Origin of the sequence: Solemya pervernicosa gill symbiont (assembly GCF_002020875.1) — a bacterium.
In the GTDB taxonomy this organism is placed as follows: Bacteria; Pseudomonadota; Gammaproteobacteria.
This window is the reverse complement of sequence record NZ_MPRL01000067.1, coordinates 1-23293: the sequence shown is the minus strand read 5'-3', so window position 1 is coordinate 23293 and position 23293 is coordinate 1. Positions and strand designations below refer to the sequence as shown.

Genomic DNA, 23293 nt, shown 5'->3' with positions numbered 1-23293 from the left:
TGGTTTGGTAATAGCTTACAGTAGTTGTATGGATTACCCTCAGCAAGGTAAGGATTTCTACTTGATCTGTAAGTAATTGCTTACGTAGTGTGAGCCTTGCTGGGAGTTAATGATTGTTTGTCCCTACTTTTTGACTCAACACGGCCTCATGCTGAGCACTGCGAGTCAGCCAATCGGTGAACTGCACACTGTCCTGCGGTTTACCAAAGAGATAGCCTTGAGCCTGGTCACAGCCAAATGATCTGACCATCTTGAGCAGCCCCGCGTGTTCAACACCCTCAGCAATGACCCTAAGACCGAGGTTGTGGCCGAGGTTGATAGTCGATTGGACGATGACCGCATCGCTCTCATCACTGTCCATATCGAGCACGAATGACTTGTCGATTTTCAACTCATTGACGGGTAGCTGTTTGAGATAGGCGAGGGACGAGAAGCCGGTACCAAAGTCATCAATTGAGAGGTTGATGCCCATGCTACTTAGTACTTTTAGTACCTCAATTGAACGGGCGGGATTCTCCATCATGCCGCTTTCGGTGATCTCCAGAGTGAGCTGCTCACTGGGCAGTTGATGGCGATCAAGTAGCTGGCCGATCTGATCACAAAGTGACGGGTTGGCAAGATCCTGTACCGATAGATTCACCGCGATTGATATCGAGATGCCTTGCTGATGCCACTGGCTACACTGGGCAATGGCATTGTCGAGTACCCAGAACGAGAGCTGATGGATGATGCCGACATATTCAGCCAATTCGACGATTTTGTCGGGTTGGATAAATCCGTGTAGCGGATGGTTCCAGCGTAACAGCGCTTCGGCACCGGTGATCGTTGTACCATCGACATCGACCTGCGGCTGGAAATTGAGCTCCAGGCTATCGTTTGTCAGCGCTTTGCGAAGATCGTTAATCAGACCGAGTCGGTTCAGGCTGTGGTGATCTTCGCTGGCGTCGTAGTGGGAGAAGCTGGTGCGATTGCGCTTGGCTATATACATTGCGATATCGGCGTGTTGTAGCAGGCTCATGACATCGTTGCCATCAACGGGATAGCTGACAATACCGATACTCACGCCAACGTTTATCGTCTGTTCACCGATAGAGAAGGGTGCCGTAATAGACTCAAAGATCGATTTCGCGAGCAGCTCAGATTCGTCTCTGCCGGTATCGGGAAGGAGAATGGCGAATTCATCACCACCGAGTCGCGCGACGGTGTCAGTCTTGCGAACCTGTGTGGCTAGTCGGTTAGCCACCTCGATGAGCAACATATCTCCCGTGGCGTGGCCGAGGGAGTCATTTACATCCTTAAAGTGATCAAGGTCCATCAGGAAGAGGGTGAATGTTTTCTGGTTTCGCTCGGAGGTGAGTAGTTGATACTCGAGGCGTTGGTTGAGCATGAAACGATTCGGTAGGCCGGTCAGATGGTCGTGAAGTGCCTGATGTTCCAGTGCATTCTCACGCTGATTGACCTGCTCGTCCATTTGATGAAAGGCCTCAACGAGATAGTCAATTTCACGAGACTTACTAACGACCAGTTCAGGTGATTCGATATTGAAGGCCTTTGATCTGAGGGCCATCGCAACACTGGAGATGGGTCTGAAGACCATCCATTCGAGCGAGAAGAGGATGGCCGATATATAGAGTAGAAAGAGCAAGACGATGGTAAACAGCAGCGTACTCAGCGTCTCGGTGTTTTTCCTCAATCTTTCTGCGACGCTTTGCTCCTGAGTTTGGAGCAGATTCTCAATCGATAGGATTGAGGCAGAGATATCATCGGTCAACGGGATCAGATTACTCTTCATGATGTGACTGTCGCTACGCCACTTTCCCGATTCGGATATTTTTCTGACCTGTTGGAAAATATTGATCCACTCAGAAGATTCATTCGCAATCATGGCAACAATATCGGGGCCCTCGAAGCTATCCTCATTGGCATAGAGTGCTTCCAGGGTGTCGACATTATTGAGAAATGTCAGATGCAGGTCATCGAGTGATTCGGCCTGGGTTACCAGAATCTCATTGGAGAATGAGGCAAAGCGGTTTGCGAGGTAGATTCGCATCTGCGAGATCTGGCTCAGCCAGAGTGAGCGGGTCTTGAGCAGCATCGGGTATAGCTCGACAGATTTCGGCTCGAAATCACCGTTTTCAATCTCTGCAATCAAGATAAGAAAGGAGTTGCTAACGCCCTGCTGTGGTGACGACATCTCATTGGCAGAGAGCGCCAGACCGGGATACTGACGGTTGACGTCCATTCTCGAGTCGATCAGATCTGCGACGCTGATTCGCAGTGCACTGTGCTGTTCACCCAGTGCAGAAGCCGTACTTGCCAGGCCACTTCGTTCGCTCTGGAACTCCTCGTTGAGTTGACGGGTGTAGATAATGGAGTCTGAGATTAGGTGGTGGACGACTTCCGCATGGTTACCCTGTGTAGGGTCTAGCAGAAAGAGATCGATGTTTCGGTAGATCTCATTGAGATTGCTGCGCACACCATCAAGCTTATTTAGCTTTGCATTGAGGCCGACCAGCTCATCGGTAACCTGACGTTTGGTCGACACCGCATCGCTGTAGAAAAACAGCACGATTGAGATGACAAGCAGACCGAGCAGCAGCGTAAGAGCGATGTATCTCGTACGCAGACTAGGCGGATTGCGCTTGTTTCCGTTTTTAAGCAGGGACATAAAATCGGATGCCTGTTGATTATTATAATAATAAGACTAAGTCTATAACTCAATTGAGTATATCGGCTAAATTATCAATAGACTAGTGATTAATTGGTTCCAATTCAGTAGGTTGTAGTAATAGTTCAGCAGATAATTAAATGCTATTTAACTGATGGAAGCCCTATGACGGTGTTGTTGTGTAGCAATATTTTATTAGATGACCAGGAGGCTGGTGCCAATGTGTGGTCGTTTTACCCTATCTACTGATGCGCAGTTTCTGAGTGACTATTTCGACCTCGACAGGGTGCCCGCCGGTTTTGAACAACGGTTTAATATTGCACCCGGCCAGTCGATTGCCACCATTCGTCAGGTTAGAGGGGTAGGGCGCGAGCTCGCGCTGACCGCCGGGGCGCCGCAGGCATAAACGGTCGCGTGAAGTTTTTGCTGTTTGCTTGGGCTTGGATGCCCAAAACAAACTTTCGCAAAAATAGCGACTCCCCGGATTTTACCCACTGGGGGCTGATCCCCTCCTGGGCCGATTCGATGAAGATTGCCAACCATCTGATTAATGCACGTGCTGAAACCGTGGCCGATAAACCCGCTTTTCGCTCGGCGTTTCGACGCAAGCGTTGCCTGATACCGGCCGATGGCTTTTATGAGTGGCAGCAGACAGCACAGGGAAAACAGCCCTACTGGATCGGTCTGCCGGATCGTACCCCAATTGGATTTGCAGGACTCTGGGCGCACTGGGAGCCTAAAGATGGCAGTGGCGTGGTGGAGTCGTGCACGATTTTGACAACCACGGCTAATGAGCAGATGAAGCCTTACCACGATCGTATGCCGGTGATCCTTCAGCCCGACGCCTTTGCCGCCTGGCTCGATCCAGAAGAGCAGCGTGCTGATCAGGTGAAGCAGATCCTGCAACCGTTTGTGGGTGAACTACAGATCTATCCGGTATCACGTGATGTGAATAGTCCTCTCAAGGATAACCACCATCTGATCGATCGGCTGAACGACTCTGTGACTGACGGTTTACACTCAGCAGGAAAAGAGCGGATATAGAGAGTAGAGAAACGTTTTGGAAGAGTTACTACTGCTACGACACGGTAAATCGGACTGGCGAGTTTCCAGTTCAGATTTCAATCGCCCTCTGAAAAAGCGAGGACGGCGCGGAGCGACTCGTATTGGTCAGTGGTTGCGTGATCACGATCTGATTCCCGATCTCATTATCGCCTCACCGGCGGTTCGTGCCGATGCCACGGCCAGACGCTGTGCGGCGGCGATGGGACTCAAAACGTCAGTAGTGGTAAATGACGGTCGGCTCTATCTGGCTGATCTCAATACACTGCTAGAGCTGTTATCGGAGAGTTCCGTAAATGCCCAACGCGTGATGCTGGTCGGGCACAATCCAGGCCTGGAAGAGCTGCTGATTCATCTGCTGGATGGCATTCAACCCGATAGCGAAGATGGCAAACTGCTGCCAACAGCGACAGTGGCGAGACTAAAGATGGCTAATTCTGAATCGTCGCAAGGGTGGCAAGGTTCGGCGACACTCCTTTCACTGGTGCGAGCGCGTCAGCTAGAGGCTACAAATAGCGCTGCTTGAGTTCACTCCAGAGGGCTCGGTATGCAGCTGCGGCTTTACTGCTGTGGGCATAGGTTTCGACAGCCGCACGTTTAACACCCATCTGCTCAATCTCGCTGGCGTAGGGAATATGCCGATTGAGCATCGGCTCACCCCGTTTCGGTGGGTGCTCAAGAATGGTTCGATGCAGGGTTTTGCGTAGGTCGGCCATCGAAAAGAAGGGCACGATTTTCCCCTTGTTGTAGCCGTTGTTGCTGCAGAACTTCTGAAGTTGAGAAAGTGTGCGCAACGAAAGGGTGCTCGGGATCGTTGGCACCAGTATTAGATCGGCCATCTCAAAGACGTTCTCGGAGACCAGCGAGATGCTGGGGGGACAGTCGAGAAAGAGATAGTCGTACTCTGAATGTATTGGCTTGAGCAGTTTGCCTAGCTGCTGGCCCGAATGCTTCTTCTGTTCCAGTAGCAGGTCGAGGTTGCGATAGGAGAAGTCGGCTGGGATCAGATCGAGCCCCTCGTAGTCGGTCGCCTTGATCGCTCGTTGCAGACGGCTGCGGCGTTTGAAGAGTTCAGTAGTGCCACCTTTTATCTTTGCCTTGATACGGAAGTAGAAACTGGCCGCGCCCTGCGGATCGAGATCCCAAACCAGCGTTGAGTGTCCCTCAAGGGCGGAGAGGTAGGAGAGGTTGATAGCGGTGGCCGTCTTTCCCACGCCGCCCTTGATGTTATAACAGGCGATGGTCTTCATTGCGCTGCGGGCCCATCGGAGTGGAAGAGTTGTGAAAAACGCTGCTGGTTTTTCTGATCTGCAAAGCGTCTGAAACAGTGTTCAAAGCGTGTACGTACTGCGTGCATCTCGCCCTCGAGTATGGATAGCAGCCTGTCGATCGCATCCAGATGGCGCTGCTCCACCTGTAACTCTTCAGGCATTTCTAAACCAAAGCGCTGCAGGGTATGGATCTGTACCTCAAGATCCTGGAAATCTCCAAGATTATCCTGCAGCCGTTTGAGTTCCTTGATCTGATGTTTGATCGCCTTGGCAGAATAGATCGACTGAAAGAACTCCATTAGATAGCGTAGCTTCTTGCACGATTTTCGCAGTTCATGCAGATCATCTGCCGGTGATTGGGGGGTGATGGCCGCACCTTCTCGCATCACGCGTTGGTAGATTTTCCAGGTGTGTTGATGGGCCGATAGCGATATCGGTTTTAACGCTTGTTTTGCTACGGGTCGCTTGGCAGGGGCACTGTTAAGAAAGCGCAGCCACTGCTGCTTGAAGTTGCGATAGCGTGCCGAACTGAGATGAATGGCCAGCGTTGACTGCTCGCTCTGGTGGTGACGCTGTAAAAAGGTGTGTAGCGGCTCCAGGTCGGCGCGCAGCCGTTTTGGTAAACGCTGCCGATAGCTGTCGAACATCAGCAGATAAACATCGAGGTCGCGTGTCGGACTGGTGATCGAACCGAGCCAGGAGAACTCCTGTTTAAATCGCGCCAGACTATGTGGTGGCAGAATATGTTTCGCCTGTCCAAGCAGTGAACGACTACGCCGAATCGCAACGCGGAAATCGTGTAGAAATTCACTGTCCAGATTTTCGATGGTTCCCGGTTCGTTGCGGATCATTGTCTCTAGCAGGTTAAGCAGCACGGTGCGATAGGCGGTGTCGGAGCGCATGCTGGGATCGAGTTCGAAGTTGAGCCGGGAGCTCTGGTGGTTAGGTTCGGTGCCAACGGCAGCCAGGGCAAGTTGTAGGGTTCGGTTGTCGCCAGCGGTGAGCTTGAGCTGCTGCTCGAGTACCTTGACGCACTGCTTGGCGGCTCTCTCATAGCCACGCAATGGTGTGACGACCAGTTGCAGGGTAAGTCGTTTTGAGGTGTTGCCGAGACAGATGCGCTGCTCCTCAAGTGTCACGCGTAGGCGTGTCTTACCCTCCTTATCGATCTGCTTGAATGGATGGCAGTATCGTTCGACCGTTACCAGCGGCAGGAATGCACGCAGACCCTGTCTGCTCGTGAGTTCGCGTTGCAGAGCACTCGCTTCTAGCTCGTTGGCAAAGCGTGGCGGTGGGGTCGACTGTGGGATTGAGCTGCGAGGTGCACCGCGCTGTCGTTCACAGAGTATGAGTCGGGCATCATTTTCACCCTCTAGCCACTGTAGTGACTGGTTGGCGCGATAGAGTCGCCAGTCAAAGGTGTCGTAGAAGTGAATCTCAGAGCGAGTACGCTGCTCCGCCTGAAGGGGAAGAAGCTCGAGTAGCCTGGTTCGCCAACGGGTAGTGCTCTCCTTCACGGGTAGGGGGTAGAGCGTCATGCGCTTCTCAGTTCCTGAATAGTTGAGCGATAGTCGAGTGGGCTTCTGGTTAAGAGTAAGTAATTGTGACATCAAAGCCCAGTTTGAATCGGAGCTGATTGGTGTGGCTGTAGCGGACTGATATGCTCGCCATCACTCTGGGTAGCGAAGATATGCCCATCAGACCTGTCGCTCAATAGACGAAGCAGTGGGTATAAGGGTGCTTCAGAACCAATATTGAGGTCTAAGTGTGGATCGTACCGAACGACTCTATAAGATTATTCAGCTGCTTGAGAACCGACGCCTGGTCACTCGAGAGCAGTTTCTCGATACGCTGGAAGTCTCTCCAGCAACCTTTAAGCGTGATCTTGAAGTGCTGCGCGATCGCTTTAATGCGCCGATCAGTTGGGATAGGGAGCTGCATGGCTACCGACTCGACAGAACAAACGATGAAGCGGCCGGTGACTTCTCCCTGCCTGGACTCTGGTTCAGTGCCTCAGAACTCTATGCGTTGCTGACCATGCAGCAGCTGCTGGAGAATCTTCAGCCGGGCCTGCTAACGCCCCATATTGCACCGCTGCAACAGCGTCTCGAGAGGTTGCTGGAGGAGGGCGACTATTCGGCAGATCAGATTCGCAATCGAATTCGCATTCTGCAGATGGCCAAACGTCATCTCAATCTGGACTGCTTTGAAAGTGTCAGCCGTGCGTTGTTGGCTGAGAAGCGGCTATTGCTGACACACCTCAATCGCAGCAGTGGTGAAGAGAGTGAGCGCGAGGTCTCACCGCAGCGGCTGATCTACTACCGTGATAACTGGTATCTCGATGGCTGGTGTCATCTACGTAAGGCGGTTCGAAGCTTCGGTGTTGAGGCGATCTTATCTGCGCGGGTAGTGGATAAAAGATCGAAGCGGGTTGCTGATACAACGCTCGATCAGATGCTGGGATCGGGATACGGTATCTTCAGTGGAACCAAAACAGAGACCGCTCTGATTCGTTTTAGCCCGCAACGTGCACGCTGGGTCTCACAGGAGTCGTGGCATCCCGATCAACAGGGTGAGTTCGATGATGATGGTAGCTATCTGTTAAAGGTTCCCTACTCAGATGATCGTGAGTTGATTATGGATATCCTGCGTCACGGCCCCGATGCCGAGGTGTTGGAACCGCAACAACTGCGTGATCGTCTTTATGCGCAGTTGCAAAAGAGCGCAGCACTCTATCAATGAGTTCGTGATCCAGTGGCTCATCCTATGAGCTACTACCTACCTGATACTTCTTCCCATACATTCAATGTTGGAGAAGAGGTCATGAGAGCGATTCATAACACTATATATAGAGTGGTACTGGTCCTGGTTCTATTGAGCAGCAGTGGCTGGGCTGTCGGTAAGATCAATACTCCACCGGTACTGCACCTGCAGGGTATCGCTCAACATCTGGGATATCATTCACCTCTCGATCAACACTTCCAGGTGGGTGAACGGCTCTATCCGCTGCTCGATCAGACGATGCCGCAGGGTTACCAGCGCATCTATCTATATAGGGAGGGCAACGTTGTTGGTTATCTGCCTGAAAGCATGGACACACAGCAATTTCGCAGTGTGCTTATGGGGGGTGGAGAGGGAGTGGTAATAATCGATAAGGTTGATCCAGAGCGCCCCGTCTACGGAGTAACGCTTTTGCTGAAAATCGCATCTCACGAGTAACTAAAAGTTCCTCGAAACACACAAATTATCGCGAAATTATCGCAAAATTCACCCATTTAGAAAAAAATTATCTATAGCCACACAAAAATAAGTATTTCTAACTTGCTGTAATTACGACTAAAAACAAATTAATGCGTGACAGTCAGGATTTTAGCGCTGCAGTTGTTGACAATATTAGAAAATACTAATAATCTGAATTCACATTGGCGCTCAGGGACATCGATAAATCGAAGTAACCGGGGAGTCAACGGAGTAAAAAGAAATTTTGAAAAACACACACTGTTAAAGACTAAACACTAGTTAAGGAGATACACAATGAAATTCAACAAGATTCTGATTGCTACCGCACTTCTCGCAGTTTCTACCGCTTCACAGGCTTGGTGGGGTAACGGTTTTAACAACGGTAACGGTTACAACAATGGTAACGGTAGTGGTTACGGTGCTGGTAACGGCGCTGGTAACGGCGACTTCGACGGTGGCTTCAACTTCGGCATGAGCGGTAACGCACGTGGTAACGGTTCAGGCAACGGTTACAACAGCTACAATGGCAACAACGGCTGGAACAACGGTTACAACGGTTACAACGGTTACGCTCCTTACGGCGCGCCTTACGGCTACGCTCCTTACGGCGCACCTGTTGCTCCTGGCGCTGACCAGAAGGCTGCTATCGAAGCACAGCAGAAGGCTGCTGCTGATTTCCAGAAGCAGATGATGGACCAGCAGAAGGCTGCTATGGAAGCACAGAAGAAGGCACACGACGAGTACGTGGCTATGATGCAGAAGCGCCAGGCTGCTAAGTAAGCTGAGCTTCATCGCATAGAAAAAGCCCGCACAGCGATGTGCGGGCTTTTTTGTGTCTGACTGTTTTTTAAAAGGCTTCGATGACCACCACGCAAGGCGGTGGTCACCAAGCCTGACCGGCTGGTTACCGGTCTGCCTATATCTATAGACCACATAATTATTGCGGTCAAACATCCCAGTTCATCGCATCTTGGCCGACATCGGAGAGCTGTTTCGCACTATAATGGTCGGAAATTTAACCTGTTTTAGTAGCCTGGAGAGCCCAATGGCTGAAATGGTCGGAAATTTAACCTGTTTTAGTAGCCTGGAGAGCCCAATGGCTGATCTGCAGCACCCACCCAAGACAATCTATCTGAAAGACTACACCGCCCCTGACTATCGTATTGAGCAGCTCTCACTGCAGTTTGAACTCTCCGAACAAGAGACCACAGTCACCTCGACACTGACAATCTCCGCTGACTACGACCAGAGTGGTGGTGTTCGACCACTGCGTCTCGATGGTGCTGATCTGCAGCTCATCTCAATCACCCTGAATGATCAACTGCTGACAGAGGCTGATTACAGCCTGGAAGATGAGGCACTGCTGATCAACTCGCCGCCAGCAAACTTCACTCTTGAGGTGATTACACGTATCAATCCCTCCGCCAATACCGCCCTTGAGGGGCTCTACACTTCGAGCGGCAACTTCTGTACCCAGTGTGAAGCGGAGGGTTTTCGTAAAATCACCTACTTCCCTGATCGCCCCGATGTGTTGACGGTCTATACCACTCGCATTGTGGCCGATAAGGCGAGTTATCCGGTGCTGCTGAGTAACGGCAATCTGCTTGAGCAGGGCGAGCTCGATGACGGTCGCCATTTTGCGGTCTGGCACGATCCCTTTCCGAAACCAAGTTATCTCTTTGCACTGGTTGCCGGTGATCTCGCCGCTGTAGAAGATAGTTTTACGACTCAATCTGGACGTGAGGTGGCGATCCGTTTCTATGTCCAGCACGGCAATGAGGCGAAGTGTGATCATGCCGTTGCATCACTCAAACGGGCAATGCACTGGGATGAGCAGATGTTTGGGCGCGAATACGATCTCGATATCTACATGGTCGTAGCTGTAGATGACTTCAATATGGGAGCGATGGAGAACAAAGGGCTCAACGTCTTCAACTCCTGTTTCGTTCTGGCCCAGCCTGAGAGCGCCACCGATCTCGACTTTGTCCGGGTAGAGGCGGTAATTGGTCACGAATATTTTCACAACTGGTCGGGTAACCGGGTCACCTGTCGTGACTGGTTCCAGCTTAGTCTCAAGGAGGGTTTTACCGTCTTCCGTGACCAGCAGTTCACTGCCGATATGACGGCGAGGGCGGTTAAGCGCATTGATGATGTGCGTGTTCTTCGTGGTCATCAGTTCCAGGAGGACGCGGGGCCGATGTCCCATCCGGTTCGCCCCGACTCCTATGTTGAGATCAACAACTTCTACACCCTGACGGTCTACAACAAAGGGGCTGAGGTGGTGCGCATGATCCACACCCTGCTGGGTGATGCGTCTTTCCGTAAGGGGAGTGACCTCTATTTCGAACGCCATGACGGAGAGGCGGTCACCACCGAGGATTTCATCGCGGCAATGGAGGATGCCAGCGGTGCAGACCTAAGTCAGTTTAAACGCTGGTACAGCCAGTCGGGGACACCCGAGATCGTGGTGGAACGCAGCTACGATGCTGAACAGATGCACTACACTCTGAACGTGAAACAGAGTTGCCCGCCAACGGCCGGGCAGTCGGAGAAACAGCCCTTTCATGTCCCGCTGAAAATGGCACTGCTCGATACCGATGGTGAGCCGTTACCTCTACAGTTAAAGGGTGAGGCGGAGGCGGGTGGTATTGAACGGGTGCTTGATCTGACTGAGTCAGAGCAGCAGTTCACCTTTATCAATATTCCCCCTGAGCCGGTTCCTTCACTGCTGCGTGGCTTCTCGGCACCGGTGAAGTTGAAGCTCGATCTGAGTGATCAGGAACTCGCCTTTCTGATGGGTAACGACGGCGATGACTTTAACCGCTGGGATGCGGGGCAGCAGCTCTCGGTGAAGGTGATGCTGCGCCTGCTGCAGGTATTGAAAAGTGGTCTGCAGCCGACACTTGATGATGCCCTCTCTAGCGCCTTTGGCAAGACACTGACAGATCACTCCCTCGACCCTGCGCTGGTGGCTGAGGCACTGACTCTGCCTGCCGAGGGTTATGTCGCGGAATTTGTCGAGGTAGTCGATCCTCAGGCGATTCATGTGGTACGAGAGTACCTGCGACGCAGCCTCGCCTTTGCCCATCGTGAGGCGTTGATCAAACGCTACGATGAGCTGACCGATGATGGTCCCTACTCAACCGACGCGGCAGCGATGGGTCGACGTCGGCTGCGTAACCTCTGTATGAGTTATCTGGTTGAGCTGGGTAATGATGAGGTGCGAAATATGGCACTCAATCAATTCCAGCGTGACCAGAGTATGACCGATGTGATGGCGGCACTGACAGCGCTGGTACACAGCGGTAGCCCGGAACAGCACAGTGCGCTCTCAGCCTTCTATGAGAGATGGAAAGAGGATCCACTGGTACTCGATAAGTGGTTTGCGGTTCAGGCCAGTTCACCGATACCGGGTGTGCTCGATCAGGTGCGTGCTCTGACCAACCATGACGATTTCCATCTCACCAATCCCAACCGGGTACGTTCGTTGGTTGGCACCTTCTGTATGCGAAATCCAGTCCGGTTCCATGAGGCTAACGGATCAGGATATCGCTTCCTCGCCGACTGGGTGATTCGACTCAACTCGCTCAATCCGCAGATCGCGGCGCGTATGCTCTCACCACTGGGACAGTGGCGTCGCTATGATGAGGGGCGTCAGGAGGCGATGAAGTCACAGCTGGCACGCATCCTTGAGGAGCCATCGCTCTCCAAGGATGTTTTTGAGATCGCCTCCAAGAGTCTCAAGGGGTAGGGCATGAAGCTGCTGTTACAGGGTGCGCTGATAGTTGTGTTGGCTTTGACAGCACTCAATGGCTGGTTCTACCTGCAGCAGCCGGCAATGACCTTTTTTCCCAGCAGCGAGTTGATCGATACACCAGCGGCCTGGCGTATGGATTACGAAGATGTGGCACTGAAGACGGAGGATGGTGTCGATCTGCATGGATGGTATCTGCCAGCACGCGATGCTGAGCTGACGCTGCTCTTTCTACACGGCAACGGTGGCAACATCTCACATCGTCGCGACTCAATCGCGATCTTCCATCGTCTCGGCCTCAATGTGCTGATCATCGATTATCGAGGCTACGGCCAGAGTCGTGGAGAACCGAGCGAGCAGGGGCTCTATCTTGATGCAAAATCGGCCTGGAACTACCTGCAGCGTGAGAAGGGGGTGACAGCCGATCGTCTGGTTATCTTTGGACGTTCACTGGGCGGTGCGGTTGCAACCGAGTTGGCCTCAGCGGTGCATCCACGTGCGGTGATTCTGGAATCGACCTTCACATCGATGCGTGAGCTGGCGGCTTACCATTTCCCGATTCTCACCAAGTTGGTCTACCTGCGTTATCGCTTCGACAGTGCAGCACGTATCGCTTCATTGGGAGCACCCCTGTTGGTGTTGCACAGTCCTGAGGATGAGATCATTCCCTTTGGCCTCGGAGCCGATCTCTTCAAGCTGGCTACGGAGCCCAAACAGTTTGTCAAACTGCGCGGTGATCACAACAGTGGCTACATGCTCTCCCAGCCCCGTTATCAGCAGCAGTTACGGCAATTCCTCTCCATCGAGCGACAGATGGCTGGGGGCAGCGGGGTTGGGTTGGCGATTGATCGCAGTTAGGGAACCCCTGATCAATTCGTGTTTCGGTCACTATGAGACCAAAACCGTCCGTTGCTGCGTCGCAAATCTTGTGACTAGTCCGCTATTCACTGCGATCTGCGTCTTTCATTAAAAATGATGAATCTTCTATCATCCCGTTCAGGATCAATCAGAGACTCCTTAGTGGATATGCAGGTCAAACTCCAGTTTGACCAGTTCAATCTCATCACCACTGATGAGCAGTGGGTGATTCCTGCCGCAGTGCCCACAGGTGAGTTGATTGATGGGAGTGTCTGACTCCTCGCCACAGTGCAGGCAGTGAACCCTGATCGGCGTCGATTCGATCACCAGAGCAGCCTCTTCAGCGATACTCCCGGCAGCAGCAACGGGATAGGCGTTGCGAAGACGCGTAGCCTCAGCGCCGGAGAGGGGGCCCAGATGGATCAGAATCGACCTGACAGCAATCGCCTGATGAGTACTGGCGATCGTTTCGACCTCTCTAACTAAGGCCCGGCAGAGGGAGAGCTCATGCATAGTCACCGTCCTTCCGATTCAACTGCGTCTAAATAACTATAGTCAGCTGAGGGGCAGAGTGAAGCCCTCTCCCATATCTTGTGGTTTAGTTCTCAAACAGACCAAAAGTCTCCGATTGGATTGGTCGGAAATAGTTCGTGCAATATAGGTATAAGAATATTAGAATATGCTCATTCGTTTCTTGAGAGTGTGAGTTGTGACGCGTGTTCTGTTTCTACTGTTGATGATTCTTCCGAGCACCCTGTGGGCGTCGAAAAGTGTCGACCCCTCGGTAGACTCATCGGTCTGGAGCAGCGAGTACGATGAGTACTTCAAAAAGTATGCAGCACGATACTTTGGTCCCAGTTTCGATTGGCGCTGGTTTAAGGCTCAGGCGATCGCTGAGTCGGGTCTTAACTACAAGGCAACCAGCAGCTCGGGTGCACGAGGGTTGATGCAGCTGATTCCTTCGACCTATCAGGATATTCGTCGTGACCAGTCACACTTCGGTGAACTCGAGACGCCAGTCTGGAACGTTGCGGCGGGCATCTTCTACGACCGTCAGATCTATCGTAAGTGGCGCGATCGTCCCGAACAGGAGCGGCTCTATCTCACCTTCGCCAGTTATAACGCCGGTTATGGTCGAGTATTGAAGGCACTAAAGCGGGTTAAAGGCGACGTGAAGGGGTGGGACCAGATCAAGCAGTATCTACCACGTGAGACACGTGCCTATGTTGAACGCATTCGACGTTTGATGAAGAACGAACCAAGACCGATTCGTCTGGTTCAGCTGACCGGTTATTTACCCGTTTTCGATTGAGGCTTCTCAATCAACGAATCGTGCACCCAGACGATAACGCCCTTCTCAGGTAGCGCAGCCTGTCGCCAGCGCTGCTCCTTCCCGATCTGAACCAACTCTGTTCCCTCTTCAAGCACCGTAAGCACTCGACTCGAGAGGGTGGGCTGAGTGCGCGCATTGGCACGCTTGACGTTGATACGGATAGTCTTGCCTAGCAATAGCCACTCTTTAGTACCCCATTCGGCAATGATCGGCTTCATCTTGCGAGCTTCATCCTGAATCAGGTGGGCCAGCATCGACTGTGCATCTTCGTGTCCAGCATGTGCTGCCTGGAGATAGTGTTCAACGGCAAGAGGTAGATCTTGTTCAACCTGATTGTCGCCGTGGCTTAGCAGCATGCCGAGTGCAAAAGAGGCGTTGGCAAACTCCTGCTCAGCGGCAAGGGTCCACCACTTAAGGGTCTGACGATTATCGATCGCCAGGCCGTAGCCGTTATGGAACATCCAGCCGATACTAAACTGTGCCTTGGCATCCCCCGCATCGGCCATTGGATCCCAGATGCAGTAGGCTACGGCGTAGTTTCCCTCCTGCATTGCTCGTAGTGCCTTCTCATGCTGGTGGTTGGTTTCAGAGTCGGGTAGAGCCACCTCGGTGGTTTTGCTTGATTCGGCAGGAGATATTTCAGCACCCTCACCATCAGTAACAGCGGGTTCCGATGCTGTTGGGGAGGGGTAGAAGGATTGCTGTGGCTGCCAGTATCCGGGCCACTGTGGTGGCCAATATTGAGGCGGTGGCGCACTCAATGCGGACTCGCTGATTAGCAGTAGCGTGGCGGTGAGGAGGGTGCGATTCATGCGCACGAGTCTAACAGAGTCGCCGAAGTTGCATAGCACCTGTGGGGTGTTTTCGCAGTCCGGCCAGTCCAATTTCGGCGTTTTAGAGGGTGTAACTGTGAGCATGGTCACAGATCACCCCGTCACCACTTCTATATTGGTAAAAGTGGACGATACTCTACCTAAGAGTATTGGAGAGCGGTATGGACAGTATTTCGAACTCGTTGAGCGGTATGAAGGTTGCGCAGGAGCGTATGCGTAATAGTTCGAACAACATAGCCAATGTCGCGACTGAGGGGTTTACCCCATCGAGGGTTGAGTCGGTTCAGTCTGCGGGTGGTGGTGTTGAGGTCGGTGCCGTAACACCGAGCACCGCGCCGGTTGCGTCAGGTGCGCCATCGGGTACCAATCTTGCCGAGGAGATGGCGGGCTTGCTTCAAGCGAAGAACAGCTACCAGGCCAATGCAAAGGCGCTCTCAATCGGTGTCGAGACCTATCAGAGTGTCGAGGATATGCTTACCCGCAACAGGTGAGTCTGGTCTCCAAACTGTGTGCTAACTGTTCTGTCGGCTAAATCTAAATAGTCTGTTATTGAAAACATTGTGATGATGAGAGTGGACCTGTCTCATTATCTCGTTCTAAAAGTAGATTCCTCAACCTCACCATCTGTTGCAGCCATGTAGTTCTTAAGTGCTATGCACTCGTAATCTTATGGCGTTATTTCAGCCAGAATCTCTTCGATAACGTGCACAACACTTTCGGTTGTTAGTGGATTTAGTGCATCTGGATGGGGTGAAGAAAACTGGCCTCTATCGTTGTCGAAATATTGCCCGGTAGCCGTTTCGAACTCGTCGGTTAGCGCTACGCGAAAAAGAATTTCAGCACCAATGTCGATATCATTACCCGCCACCCCAAAGCCCTCTTTTACCATCTTGGTAGCGAGCATCGAGCCAGGGTTAACCGCGATGATGATCGGGCCCCCATCTTTAAGCGAAAGCGCCATGCTGCGAGACCACATGGTGAGTGCCAGTTTGCTTTGTGCATAGGCATCAAGCTCATCCGAGAATTTAACTCGACCATACAGTGCCTCTGAATTGACTGGAGACTGGGCTGCAGAGGAGAGATTGATCACCCGACTGGAAGATGTCATCAACGGTAACAGTCGTTTCGTCAGCAGATAGGGAGCAATCGTATTGACCACAAAACGGACATCAAGTCCGTCTTGAGTAGTGGGCTCAGTCGTACGGAATATTCCAGCATTATTGATCAGTACATCGAGTTGGGAGGATCGCTCAATTATATGTTTTGCCAGGGTCTCTACATCACCCATGCGCGACAGATCCGCCAGGTAACTTTCTACACTTCCACCACCGGGTAATCCAGAGAGCTCGCTTTCCACTTCCTGCAGTTTTACCGGGTTACGTCCGTGCAGCAGAACATGATGGCCCTGAGAGACGAACATTCTCGCGGCTTCTAAGCCGATGCCATCGGTCGAGCCCGTTATGAGTATGGTTTTTTTCATGGTGCTATCTCTCACCTGGAAAAGTGTTGAGAGCAGAATTTAGACGACAGCGACTTTACCTGGAACGCGCCCGTAACTGCTGTCACTTTCGAGCAAGTAGTCCACTTATTTAACTTGTGAGGTGGTTGAAGTGTGGAAGGTGAGAGTGAACTCAGAACCGGGTTCACGATTGATTACATCAATCTCACCCCCCATCTCACGACAGAGCTGCTCCACCAGTGCCAGACCGATACCAGTGCCGACTGTCTCGCGGGTCAGTTCGCTCTCGCTGCGGTAGAAGAGGTGGAAGATCTTCTTCATCTGGTTGGGTGCGATACCGGGCCCGAAGTCTCTGACGCTGAACTGGATACGCTGTTGGCGTAGTCTTTTGCAGTCGATCTCGACTCTCCGTTTATCGGCCCTGGCCGAGAACTTAATCGCATTATCGACCAGATTGATGATGATCTGTGTGAAGGCATCTCGATCGATATCGATCACACTACCGTTGCACTCACCATCATGGCCGATCTCAAGTTCGAAACCGGCCGCTTCGATTTGCGTCGCACACTTGGATTGGATGGTATCAAGCAGCTCGCTGACGGTGGTGGCCTGTAGCTTGATACGCAGATCGTTGCGCCGCATCCGCGCCAGTTGCAGTACGTTATCGATCAGCCGAGAGAGGCGTTCGCTCTCGGTGTAGATGTAGTCGTAATAGCTGCGCTTCTTCTCCTCACTGGTCCACCCCTCACGCAGCATCTCGCCATACATGCGAATTGAGGTAAGTGGGGTTTTTAGCTCGTGACTGACGGCAGAGACAAAGTCCTGCTGTTTGCGCGCCAGCTCGATCTGCCCCGCACCGAGACGATAGAGCAGTAGAAAACCGCCGCAGAGCACAATGCTGAGTACCGCACCGATCCAGAAGACCACATCGGCTGCCGGTCCGGGGGGGGAGGTGGGTAATCGAGAAGAGCAGCTCCATTTCACTCAGCGGTGCCGAGAGACGGCTCTGGTAGAGGAGCCCGCCCCTCAATCCAGCTCCCCTCGACAGATAGCTGTTAGAAGTGCTGCTGGAGAGCAGGGTGAAGATATCGCCGTGATAGGCGACGGCAAGATCGCTCATTTTTGAAAGGGCCGTCTCGCGATAGATCGGCTCAATCAGCCCCTTGAGTAGCGGTTGCTGTTCGATCAATGCACCCTGGATATAACGGTCGCCGTTGCGCCACACCTTACGAAAAAGTACAAAGTGACCACTATCGAGCAGGCTGATTTCAAACGGATCGATTTCACTTTCGAAGGTGGTAATCGGTGCTCTTATTTCGTCGCGATCGATCGATTCGGCAACGTCATCGAGACTGATAATCGATTGCTCAGGGAGTGCCCCCAACTCTTTGCGTGCCGTGCGTGGCCGTGGTGCCAGGGCACGTTGCTGAATCCTGTCGCCAATCGACTCTAACTCATCCTTGCCCTGATAACGTTGTTCGAGTTTCAGGTCTTCAACGCGCCCGAGAGATCTCTGCTTTTTCTCGGGGGCGACCTTACTTTTCGAGCTTAAGGTGCGGTTGAGCTGATCGAAGGCAGCCTGTGCCGCGATCTCGCGATCATTTCCGCTAGCCTCACCTTTGCGCGTGTCGATGCTTGAGAGAGTTGGTGCTTCAGCAGGGGGGGAGAGGGGAGAGGCGACCATCTCCTCATATTCACGCGAGAAAAACGATCCGCTTGCGGCCGGTGCTGCCGGTTTGGCTGCGGCTAGTGCTTGACGATCGTGTTCGATGCGTCGGCGCTTGACCAGACGGTTGTCGCTGAGGATCTGCTCAATCCGGTTCTGCAAGGTGAGTCGCTGTTGGTACTCATCACTATCGATGCCGTAACGGCGACTCTCTGCTGCACTCTTAGGCAGTAGCGGGGTGGTGAAGAGGCCGTTGCTGTCGATCTGAAAGTAGCCGATCAGGCCGGGCAGGTCACTTAAGACCGGAAAGGCGGAGAGGGGAGAGCGCTGCAGATAGTTGGCCGAGAGTTCACCCTCGATATTAAGGAACGAGTAGTTGGCGAAGCTGCGCTCCTCCTCGGCAGTAATTGCCGCCAGAAAACGGTTGTCGATGCGAAGCGCCAGCTCCTCGGCGAACTGTTGGTGCTGGTGAAATGCCTCCCACTTGAGCTGATCGAAGGTCTTGTAGAGCAGCAGCGTGGTCGGGATGGCCAGGGCGAGAAAAAAGAGTCCGAGTAGCAGCTTCAGTCGGCTCTTTGAAAAACTGTTGAGACGGTTGCGCACTCCGTTACTCCTGCAGCCTATAACCGGAACCACGGACGGTGACGAGATAGTTCGGTGCGGAGGGTTTTGATTCGATCTTACGGCGCAGCTTGGCGATGTGGATATCAACGGTGCGGGTTTCCAGATCGAGATCACGTGCATAACCCCACACCTTGTGCAGCAGCTCCTCGCGGGAGACGGGGCGCTCACGATTGGCGTAGAGGTACTCGAGAATATCCATCTCACGCCGGGTGAAGGCGATCTCCTTACCTTCTAGTTCACCGCCGCTGGGGCGCCGTAGGCATAAACGGTCGCGTTAAGTATTTGCCGCTTGCTTGGGCTTGGACGCCCAAAACAAGCTTCCGCAAAAATAGCGACTCCCCGATGAGGTTGCGGGTGTCGATGTTGAGCTCTCCGCCCAGCACTATCGTATGCGACTGAGCCTCGACGACTTTTGAACGACGCAGTACCGCTTTCACGCGAAGTACCAGCTGACTGACGGAGAAGGGTTTAGTGACGTAGTCATCGGCTCCGTAGGTGAGCCCCTGGATGATCTCCTCATCGCTGCCCTTGGCGGTGAGCATGATGATCGGCTGATCGCGATCCTGCTCGCGGATGCGGTTACAGATATCGAAGCCGTTAATACCTGGCAACATCACATCGAGCAGGATCAGGTCGAAGCGGCCGTTCTGCCCCATCTCCAGACCAAGGTCGCCATCGGCGGCGCTCTCAACTTCATAGCCGTGATAGATAAACAGGTCGACCAGACCGTCACGAATGGCGGCCTCATCCTCCACAATTAATAGGCGAATCTTTCTATTCATACGCTGCCAAGCTTATCAGCTCGCCCCCCCAGCGACATGTAAATCTTTTGTAAACAAATCCTCTGAAATCTTTACCTGAATGTGTCTACAGCCTCAGCGGTCATGCGCCTAGAGTGATCTACAACAGCAGACCCACAGAGGAGAAGAGAGATGGCACTTATCAACCGAGTCACACGACTATTCAGAGCCGATATGCATGCGGTGCTAGATCGTATCGAAGAGCCGGAGGTACTACTACGACAGTCGATCCGTGAGATGGAGGAGGCGCTTGCCGATGATGAGCAGCAGCTACGTCAACTGATCGAAGAGGGAGAACAGATCGCCGAGCGTTCGGGGCGCCGTAGGCATAAACGGTCGCGTTAAGTATTTGCCGCTTGCTTGGGCTTGGATGCCCAAAACATGCTTCCGCAAAAATAGCGACTCCCCGATCTGTATCTATCTGCTTGAGGTGCTCTGATAGTGGTAGAGTGGAGTCTTACCGCTGTAGCGGCAACTGGCTTGTATCGATAATGGACTCAGAGGAACAGCGACTGTGGAACCGGTAACACTACTCTTTGCGGCCTACCTTGAGCTGGCACGGACCGATCCTGGCATTGAGATCGATAACGATGCCGATATGGGAGCGCTGCACAGCGAGATGATCTCCTACCACGGACTTGAGATTCCTTTTGACTATCAGCAGTGGCGAATTCTGGGAGGCAGCGTCTGCAAGAGTTATCAACAGCGCAGCATCAGCCTCTACTCAAGCTGCACGGTGGAGGCAAAATCGCTCTTCAACGACCTCTGTCAGGAGATGCGGCGTTCACCAGCTGAGGGGAATCGTTATACCAAACTCAAGGAGATGTACTGCACTGCAGCTACGCTATTCCAACCCTCAATTGCCACTATCAGTTCGACCAATTACGTCGGTCCCTTCGAGTCGGCCAAAAAACGCTGTAACCAAATGACCATTGAGGCGATGATCGATAAGAGCATTGAGAAGAAGCAGCGACGCGATATTGCCTGCCAGCGCTATCATGAGATGAAATAAGACCTACAAAAAAACTCAGACAATGTGTGACCTCGATCACAGATTGGAGTGATAACAATAAAAATATATAATATATATCAATGCGGTGCTCACGAATTTAGACGTGATGTTGATTGTTTATATTATTCCAATATAAACAGTAAGTAATATCATTCGCTGACCGCCATGGATAGCGAAGCGAAGGCGGTTGGGGCGCCGTAGGCATAAACGGTCGCGTTAAGTATTTGCCGCTTGCTTGGGCTTGGATGCCCAAAACATGCTTCCGCAAAAATAGCGACTCCCCGAATTCTTATCTATTTTATCAACTTAAAAGCGCAACAAACTAACTTCTATCTAACTATTCGAACTTTTCTATCGCCTCGCTCCTCTAATCCTTAGTGCTACTCTTGGTTATAAGGCATCATTAAACGGTTCTATGCCTTAAGCAGGTAGGTCGACGAGGAGCTGAACGATGGCGTGGGTGTCATGCATACAGCGTTTCCTGGCGGACTGGTTAGACAAGGAGAGTGGACCGGCTGAGTCGAATTTGTGCAATTTTGACCAGCTCCACTACGAGATTCGTCCCTGCGATGTTCTGCTGGTTGAGGGGCGTAGCCGAATCAGTGATGTGATCAAAAACATCACCCTCAGCAACTGGACCCACTCGGCGCTCTACATCGGCTCGATCCATGATCTCGAAGCGATTGGCCTCGCCGACAAGGTCACCCCCTTCTACGATGGTGACCCCCACGAACCGCTAGTACTCGAGGCGCTGTTGGGGAAGGGCACGGTGATCACTCCACTCGAGGCGTACCGCGGTTACCACCTACGCATCTGCCGACCCAAGGGGCTGGTGCCGGAGGATGTACGTCAGGTGCTCGCCTTCAGTGTCGATCACCTCGGACGCGACTACGATGTGCGTCAGTTGATCGATATGGCGCGATTCTTCTACCCCTACGCCTTGATGCCGAAACGGTGGCGCTCAAGCCTGTTCCAGCATAAGCCGGGTGGCCATACCCGTACCATCTGCTCGACCCTGATCGCCTCGGCCTTCATGGCGGTGCAGTACCCGATTCTTCCAGTGGTGGTGAAGGAGGCGACCGGCCACATCCACTTCTTCAAACGCAACGCCCGACTCTTTACCCCCAACGACTTCGACCACTCCCCCTATTTCGAGATCATCAAATACCCGCTGCTGGGGCTCGACGATATGGCCCACTATCGGCGTCTGCCGTGGCGTGATGATCTGGTCTGCAACAACCCCGACGACTGCTACGACCCGGCCAGTGGTGATCCGGTTGAGGCGACCGATAAACGCATGGAGGAGCGACACCTCCATGTATTGGGTGAACCGTAGGAGGATGTCAGATGGTCACAATGACACTGGTTTTGACTCTGCTGCTGACCGGGTTTGGTCTCGCCTGGATCGGCGCACGACTGTCACTCTGGAGTCTCTGGCTATTGGCGCTAATCTCGGTCGCAGGTATGGGGCCGGTGGGCATTACCGCCACTGCCACGCTATTACTACTGCTCAATATCAATCCGATTAGGCAGCAGACCCTCTCAAAGTTACTGCTTAAACTCCTCAATCGTCGTCTTCCGGCGATCTCCACCACTGAGCGTGAGGCGCTGGAGGCGGGCACCGTCTGGTGGGAGGGTGAACTCTTCAGTGGACGGCCCAACTGGCAGCGACTGTTTGCGATGCCCAAGCCGCAGCTCAGCGAAGAGGAGCAGGCCTTTCTCGACGGTCCCACCGAACAGCTCTGCGCCATGATCGACGACTGGCAGATTACCGAGCAGCACCACGACCTGCCGCCTGAGGTGTGGCGTTTTATCAAGCAGAACGGCTTTTTTGGTTTGGTGATCCCGGCTGAATATGGCGGGCTCGGCTTCTCGGCGCTGGCCCACTCAGCAGTGGTGATGAAGGTCGCCTCACGTTCAATATCGGCCGCCGTCACGGTGATGGTGCCCAACTCGCTCGGTCCTGCCGAGCTACTGCTTCACTACGGCACACAGGCGCAGCGTGATCACTATCTGCCACGACTGGCCAGTGGTGAGGAGGTGCCCTGTTTTGCCCTGACCGCGCCCGAGGCGGGCTCCGATGCCGCCAGCATGGTTGATAGCGGAGTGGTCTGTCGTGGTGAGTTTAAGGGTGAGGAGATCCTCGGTATCCGCCTCAACTGGCAGAAACGCTATATCACCCTCGGCCCGGTGGCGACGCTGCTGGGGCTCGCCTTCAAGCTCTACGATCCCGACCAGTTACTTGGCCATCAGCGTGAGCTGGGTATCACCTGTGCGCTGATTCCAACCGACACCCCAGGGGTGAAGATCGGCCGTCGTCATCTGCCGCTCAACCAGGTCTTTATGAACGGTCCCAATGAGGGGCGCGATGTCTTTATTCCGCTCGACTGGATCATCGGGGGGGTAGAACAGGCAGGGCAGGGGTGGCGCATGTTGATGGAGAGCCTCGCCGCAGGCCGTTCGATCTCACTACCGGCATTGAGTACCGGTGGAGGCAAACTGGTGAGTCGTGCCGTGGGTGCCTACGCCGCCGTACGCGAACAGTTCAAACTACCGATCGGTCGTTTTGAAGGGGTGCAGGAGGCGCTGGCCCCGATCGCCGGTAATACCTATCTGTCGGGGAGTCGCTATTTTTGCGGAAGCTTGTTTTGGGCGTCCAAGCCCAAGCAAGCGGCAAATACTTAACGCGACCGTTTATGCCTACGGCGCCCCG

General features: G+C 53.1%; 21 protein-coding genes and 2 pseudogenes. 14 read left to right on the top strand and 9 right to left on the bottom strand.

From position 1 onward, the window contains the following. Positions 1-106: 106 nt before the first annotated feature. Positions 107-2668: a putative bifunctional diguanylate cyclase/phosphodiesterase gene (locus tag BOW52_RS13680; protein WP_078484642.1), complete on the bottom strand. Its 2562-nt coding sequence runs from the start codon at positions 2666-2668 to the stop codon at positions 107-109. A 220-nt stretch (positions 2669-2888) separates the two neighbouring features. Here BOW52_RS13680 and BOW52_RS13675 point away from each other — a divergent pair, with 220 nt between their 5' ends. From BOW52_RS13675 to BOW52_RS13665, 3 genes are read left to right on the top strand one after another with little or no spacing between them, the layout of a single operon-like run. Next, the gene (locus BOW52_RS13675; protein ID WP_078484641.1) at positions 2889-3074 is read left to right on the top strand and encodes an SOS response-associated peptidase family protein; all 186 of its coding nucleotides are present in this window, start codon (positions 2889-2891) and stop codon (positions 3072-3074) included. Positions 3075-3112: 38 nt separating this feature from the next. Next, positions 3113-3712 carry an SOS response-associated peptidase gene (locus BOW52_RS13670; RefSeq protein ID WP_078484640.1) on the top strand — a complete coding sequence of 200 codons (600 nt, stop codon included), beginning with the start codon at positions 3113-3115 and terminating at the stop codon, positions 3710-3712. A 16-nt stretch (positions 3713-3728) separates the two neighbouring features. Next, positions 3729-4256, top strand: a complete 528-nt coding sequence (locus tag BOW52_RS13665) for a SixA phosphatase family protein (protein WP_078484639.1) — start codon at positions 3729-3731, stop codon at positions 4254-4256. Here BOW52_RS13665 and BOW52_RS13660 read toward each other — a convergent pair. Together BOW52_RS13660 and BOW52_RS13655 are read right to left on the bottom strand one after the other, a co-directional pair. Continuing rightward, on the bottom strand, positions 4237-4980 hold the full coding sequence (locus tag BOW52_RS13660; RefSeq protein WP_078484638.1) for a ParA family protein: 744 nt from the start codon (positions 4978-4980) through the stop codon (positions 4237-4239). The two genes, BOW52_RS13665 and BOW52_RS13660, sit on opposite strands and share 20 nt — an antisense overlap. Then, complete coding sequence (locus BOW52_RS13655) at positions 4977-6611, bottom strand: CHAD domain-containing protein (protein WP_078484637.1); 1635 nt, start codon at positions 6609-6611, stop codon at positions 4977-4979. Before BOW52_RS13655 ends, BOW52_RS13660 begins: the two co-directional genes overlap by 4 nt. A 157-nt stretch (positions 6612-6768) precedes the next feature. Here BOW52_RS13655 and BOW52_RS13650 point away from each other — a divergent pair, with 157 nt between their 5' ends. From BOW52_RS13650 to BOW52_RS13630, 5 genes are all read left to right on the top strand, one after another. Next, complete coding sequence (locus BOW52_RS13650) at positions 6769-7743, top strand: helix-turn-helix transcriptional regulator (RefSeq protein WP_078484636.1); 975 nt, start codon at positions 6769-6771, stop codon at positions 7741-7743. 81 nt (positions 7744-7824) lie between these two features. Further along, entirely contained in the window at positions 7825-8220 is a 396-nt protein-coding gene (locus BOW52_RS13645) for a hypothetical protein (protein WP_135622419.1), read from the top strand. A gap of 315 nt (positions 8221-8535) precedes the next feature. Then, positions 8536-9021 carry a sulfur globule family protein gene (locus BOW52_RS13640; RefSeq protein ID WP_172840355.1) on the top strand — a complete coding sequence of 162 codons (486 nt, stop codon included), beginning with the start codon at positions 8536-8538 and terminating at the stop codon, positions 9019-9021. 316 nt (positions 9022-9337) lie between these two features. Then, complete coding sequence (pepN, locus tag BOW52_RS13635) at positions 9338-11992, top strand: aminopeptidase N (RefSeq protein WP_078484634.1); 2655 nt, start codon at positions 9338-9340, stop codon at positions 11990-11992. Between the two features lie 3 nt (positions 11993-11995). Then, positions 11996-12853, top strand: coding sequence for an alpha/beta hydrolase (locus BOW52_RS13630; protein ID WP_078484633.1), 858 nt, complete (start codon positions 11996-11998; stop codon positions 12851-12853). A gap of 159 nt (positions 12854-13012) precedes the next feature. Here BOW52_RS13630 and BOW52_RS13625 read toward each other — a convergent pair whose 3' ends face one another. Continuing rightward, entirely contained in the window at positions 13013-13366 is a 354-nt protein-coding gene (locus BOW52_RS13625; RefSeq protein ID WP_078484632.1) for a hydrogenase maturation nickel metallochaperone HypA/HybF, read from the bottom strand. A 196-nt stretch (positions 13367-13562) separates the two neighbouring features. Between BOW52_RS13625 and BOW52_RS13620 the strand changes: the two genes are divergently transcribed. Next, the gene (locus BOW52_RS13620) at positions 13563-14165 is read left to right on the top strand and encodes a transglycosylase SLT domain-containing protein (protein WP_135622416.1); all 603 of its coding nucleotides are present in this window, start codon (positions 13563-13565) and stop codon (positions 14163-14165) included. Here BOW52_RS13620 and BOW52_RS13615 read toward each other — a convergent pair. After that, positions 14144-14998 carry a tetratricopeptide repeat protein gene (locus BOW52_RS13615; RefSeq protein ID WP_172840354.1) on the bottom strand — a complete coding sequence of 285 codons (855 nt, stop codon included), beginning with the start codon at positions 14996-14998 and terminating at the stop codon, positions 14144-14146. The genes BOW52_RS13620 and BOW52_RS13615 overlap by 22 nt on opposite strands. A gap of 182 nt (positions 14999-15180) precedes the next feature. Here BOW52_RS13615 and BOW52_RS13610 point away from each other — a divergent pair, with 182 nt between their 5' ends. Then, positions 15181-15510, top strand: coding sequence for a flagellar basal body rod C-terminal domain-containing protein (locus BOW52_RS13610; protein ID WP_135622415.1), 330 nt, complete (start codon positions 15181-15183; stop codon positions 15508-15510). Positions 15511-15686: 176 nt separating this feature from the next. On the opposite strand, the gene BOW52_RS13605 is transcribed toward BOW52_RS13610, so the two are convergent. The 4 genes and pseudogenes from BOW52_RS13605 to BOW52_RS13590 all read right to left on the bottom strand — a co-directional run bounded on the left by BOW52_RS13605 (position 15687) and on the right by BOW52_RS13590 (position 19550). Then, on the bottom strand, positions 15687-16499 hold the full coding sequence (locus tag BOW52_RS13605) for an SDR family NAD(P)-dependent oxidoreductase (RefSeq protein WP_078484629.1): 813 nt from the start codon (positions 16497-16499) through the stop codon (positions 15687-15689). A 105-nt stretch (positions 16500-16604) separates the two neighbouring features. Continuing rightward, complete coding sequence (locus BOW52_RS17465) at positions 16605-17246, bottom strand: sensor histidine kinase (RefSeq protein ID WP_236725752.1); 642 nt, start codon at positions 17244-17246, stop codon at positions 16605-16607. After that, complete coding sequence (locus BOW52_RS13600; RefSeq protein ID WP_236725751.1) at positions 17224-18747, bottom strand: hypothetical protein; 1524 nt, start codon at positions 18745-18747, stop codon at positions 17224-17226. The genes BOW52_RS17465 and BOW52_RS13600 overlap by 23 nt, the downstream gene beginning before the upstream one ends. Positions 18748-18751: 4 nt before the next feature. Continuing rightward, a pseudogene (locus BOW52_RS13590) lies at positions 18752-19550 on the bottom strand (response regulator transcription factor). 150 nt (positions 19551-19700) lie between these two features. Here BOW52_RS13590 and BOW52_RS13585 point away from each other — a divergent pair. The 4 genes and pseudogenes from BOW52_RS13585 to BOW52_RS13570 form a co-directional block, all read left to right on the top strand. Next, entirely contained in the window at positions 19701-19913 is a 213-nt protein-coding gene (locus BOW52_RS13585) for a PspA/IM30 family protein (RefSeq protein ID WP_078484626.1), read from the top strand. 169 nt (positions 19914-20082) lie between these two features. Next, complete coding sequence (locus BOW52_RS13580) at positions 20083-20580, top strand: hypothetical protein (protein WP_078484625.1); 498 nt, start codon at positions 20083-20085, stop codon at positions 20578-20580. A gap of 451 nt (positions 20581-21031) precedes the next feature. Continuing rightward, positions 21032-21916, top strand: a complete 885-nt coding sequence (locus BOW52_RS13575) for a C40 family peptidase (protein WP_078484624.1) — start codon at positions 21032-21034, stop codon at positions 21914-21916. A gap of 20 nt (positions 21917-21936) precedes the next feature. Further along, positions 21937-23196, top strand: a pseudogene (locus tag BOW52_RS13570) (acyl-CoA dehydrogenase); the annotation flags it as partial. Positions 23197-23293: the final 97 nt, after the last annotated feature.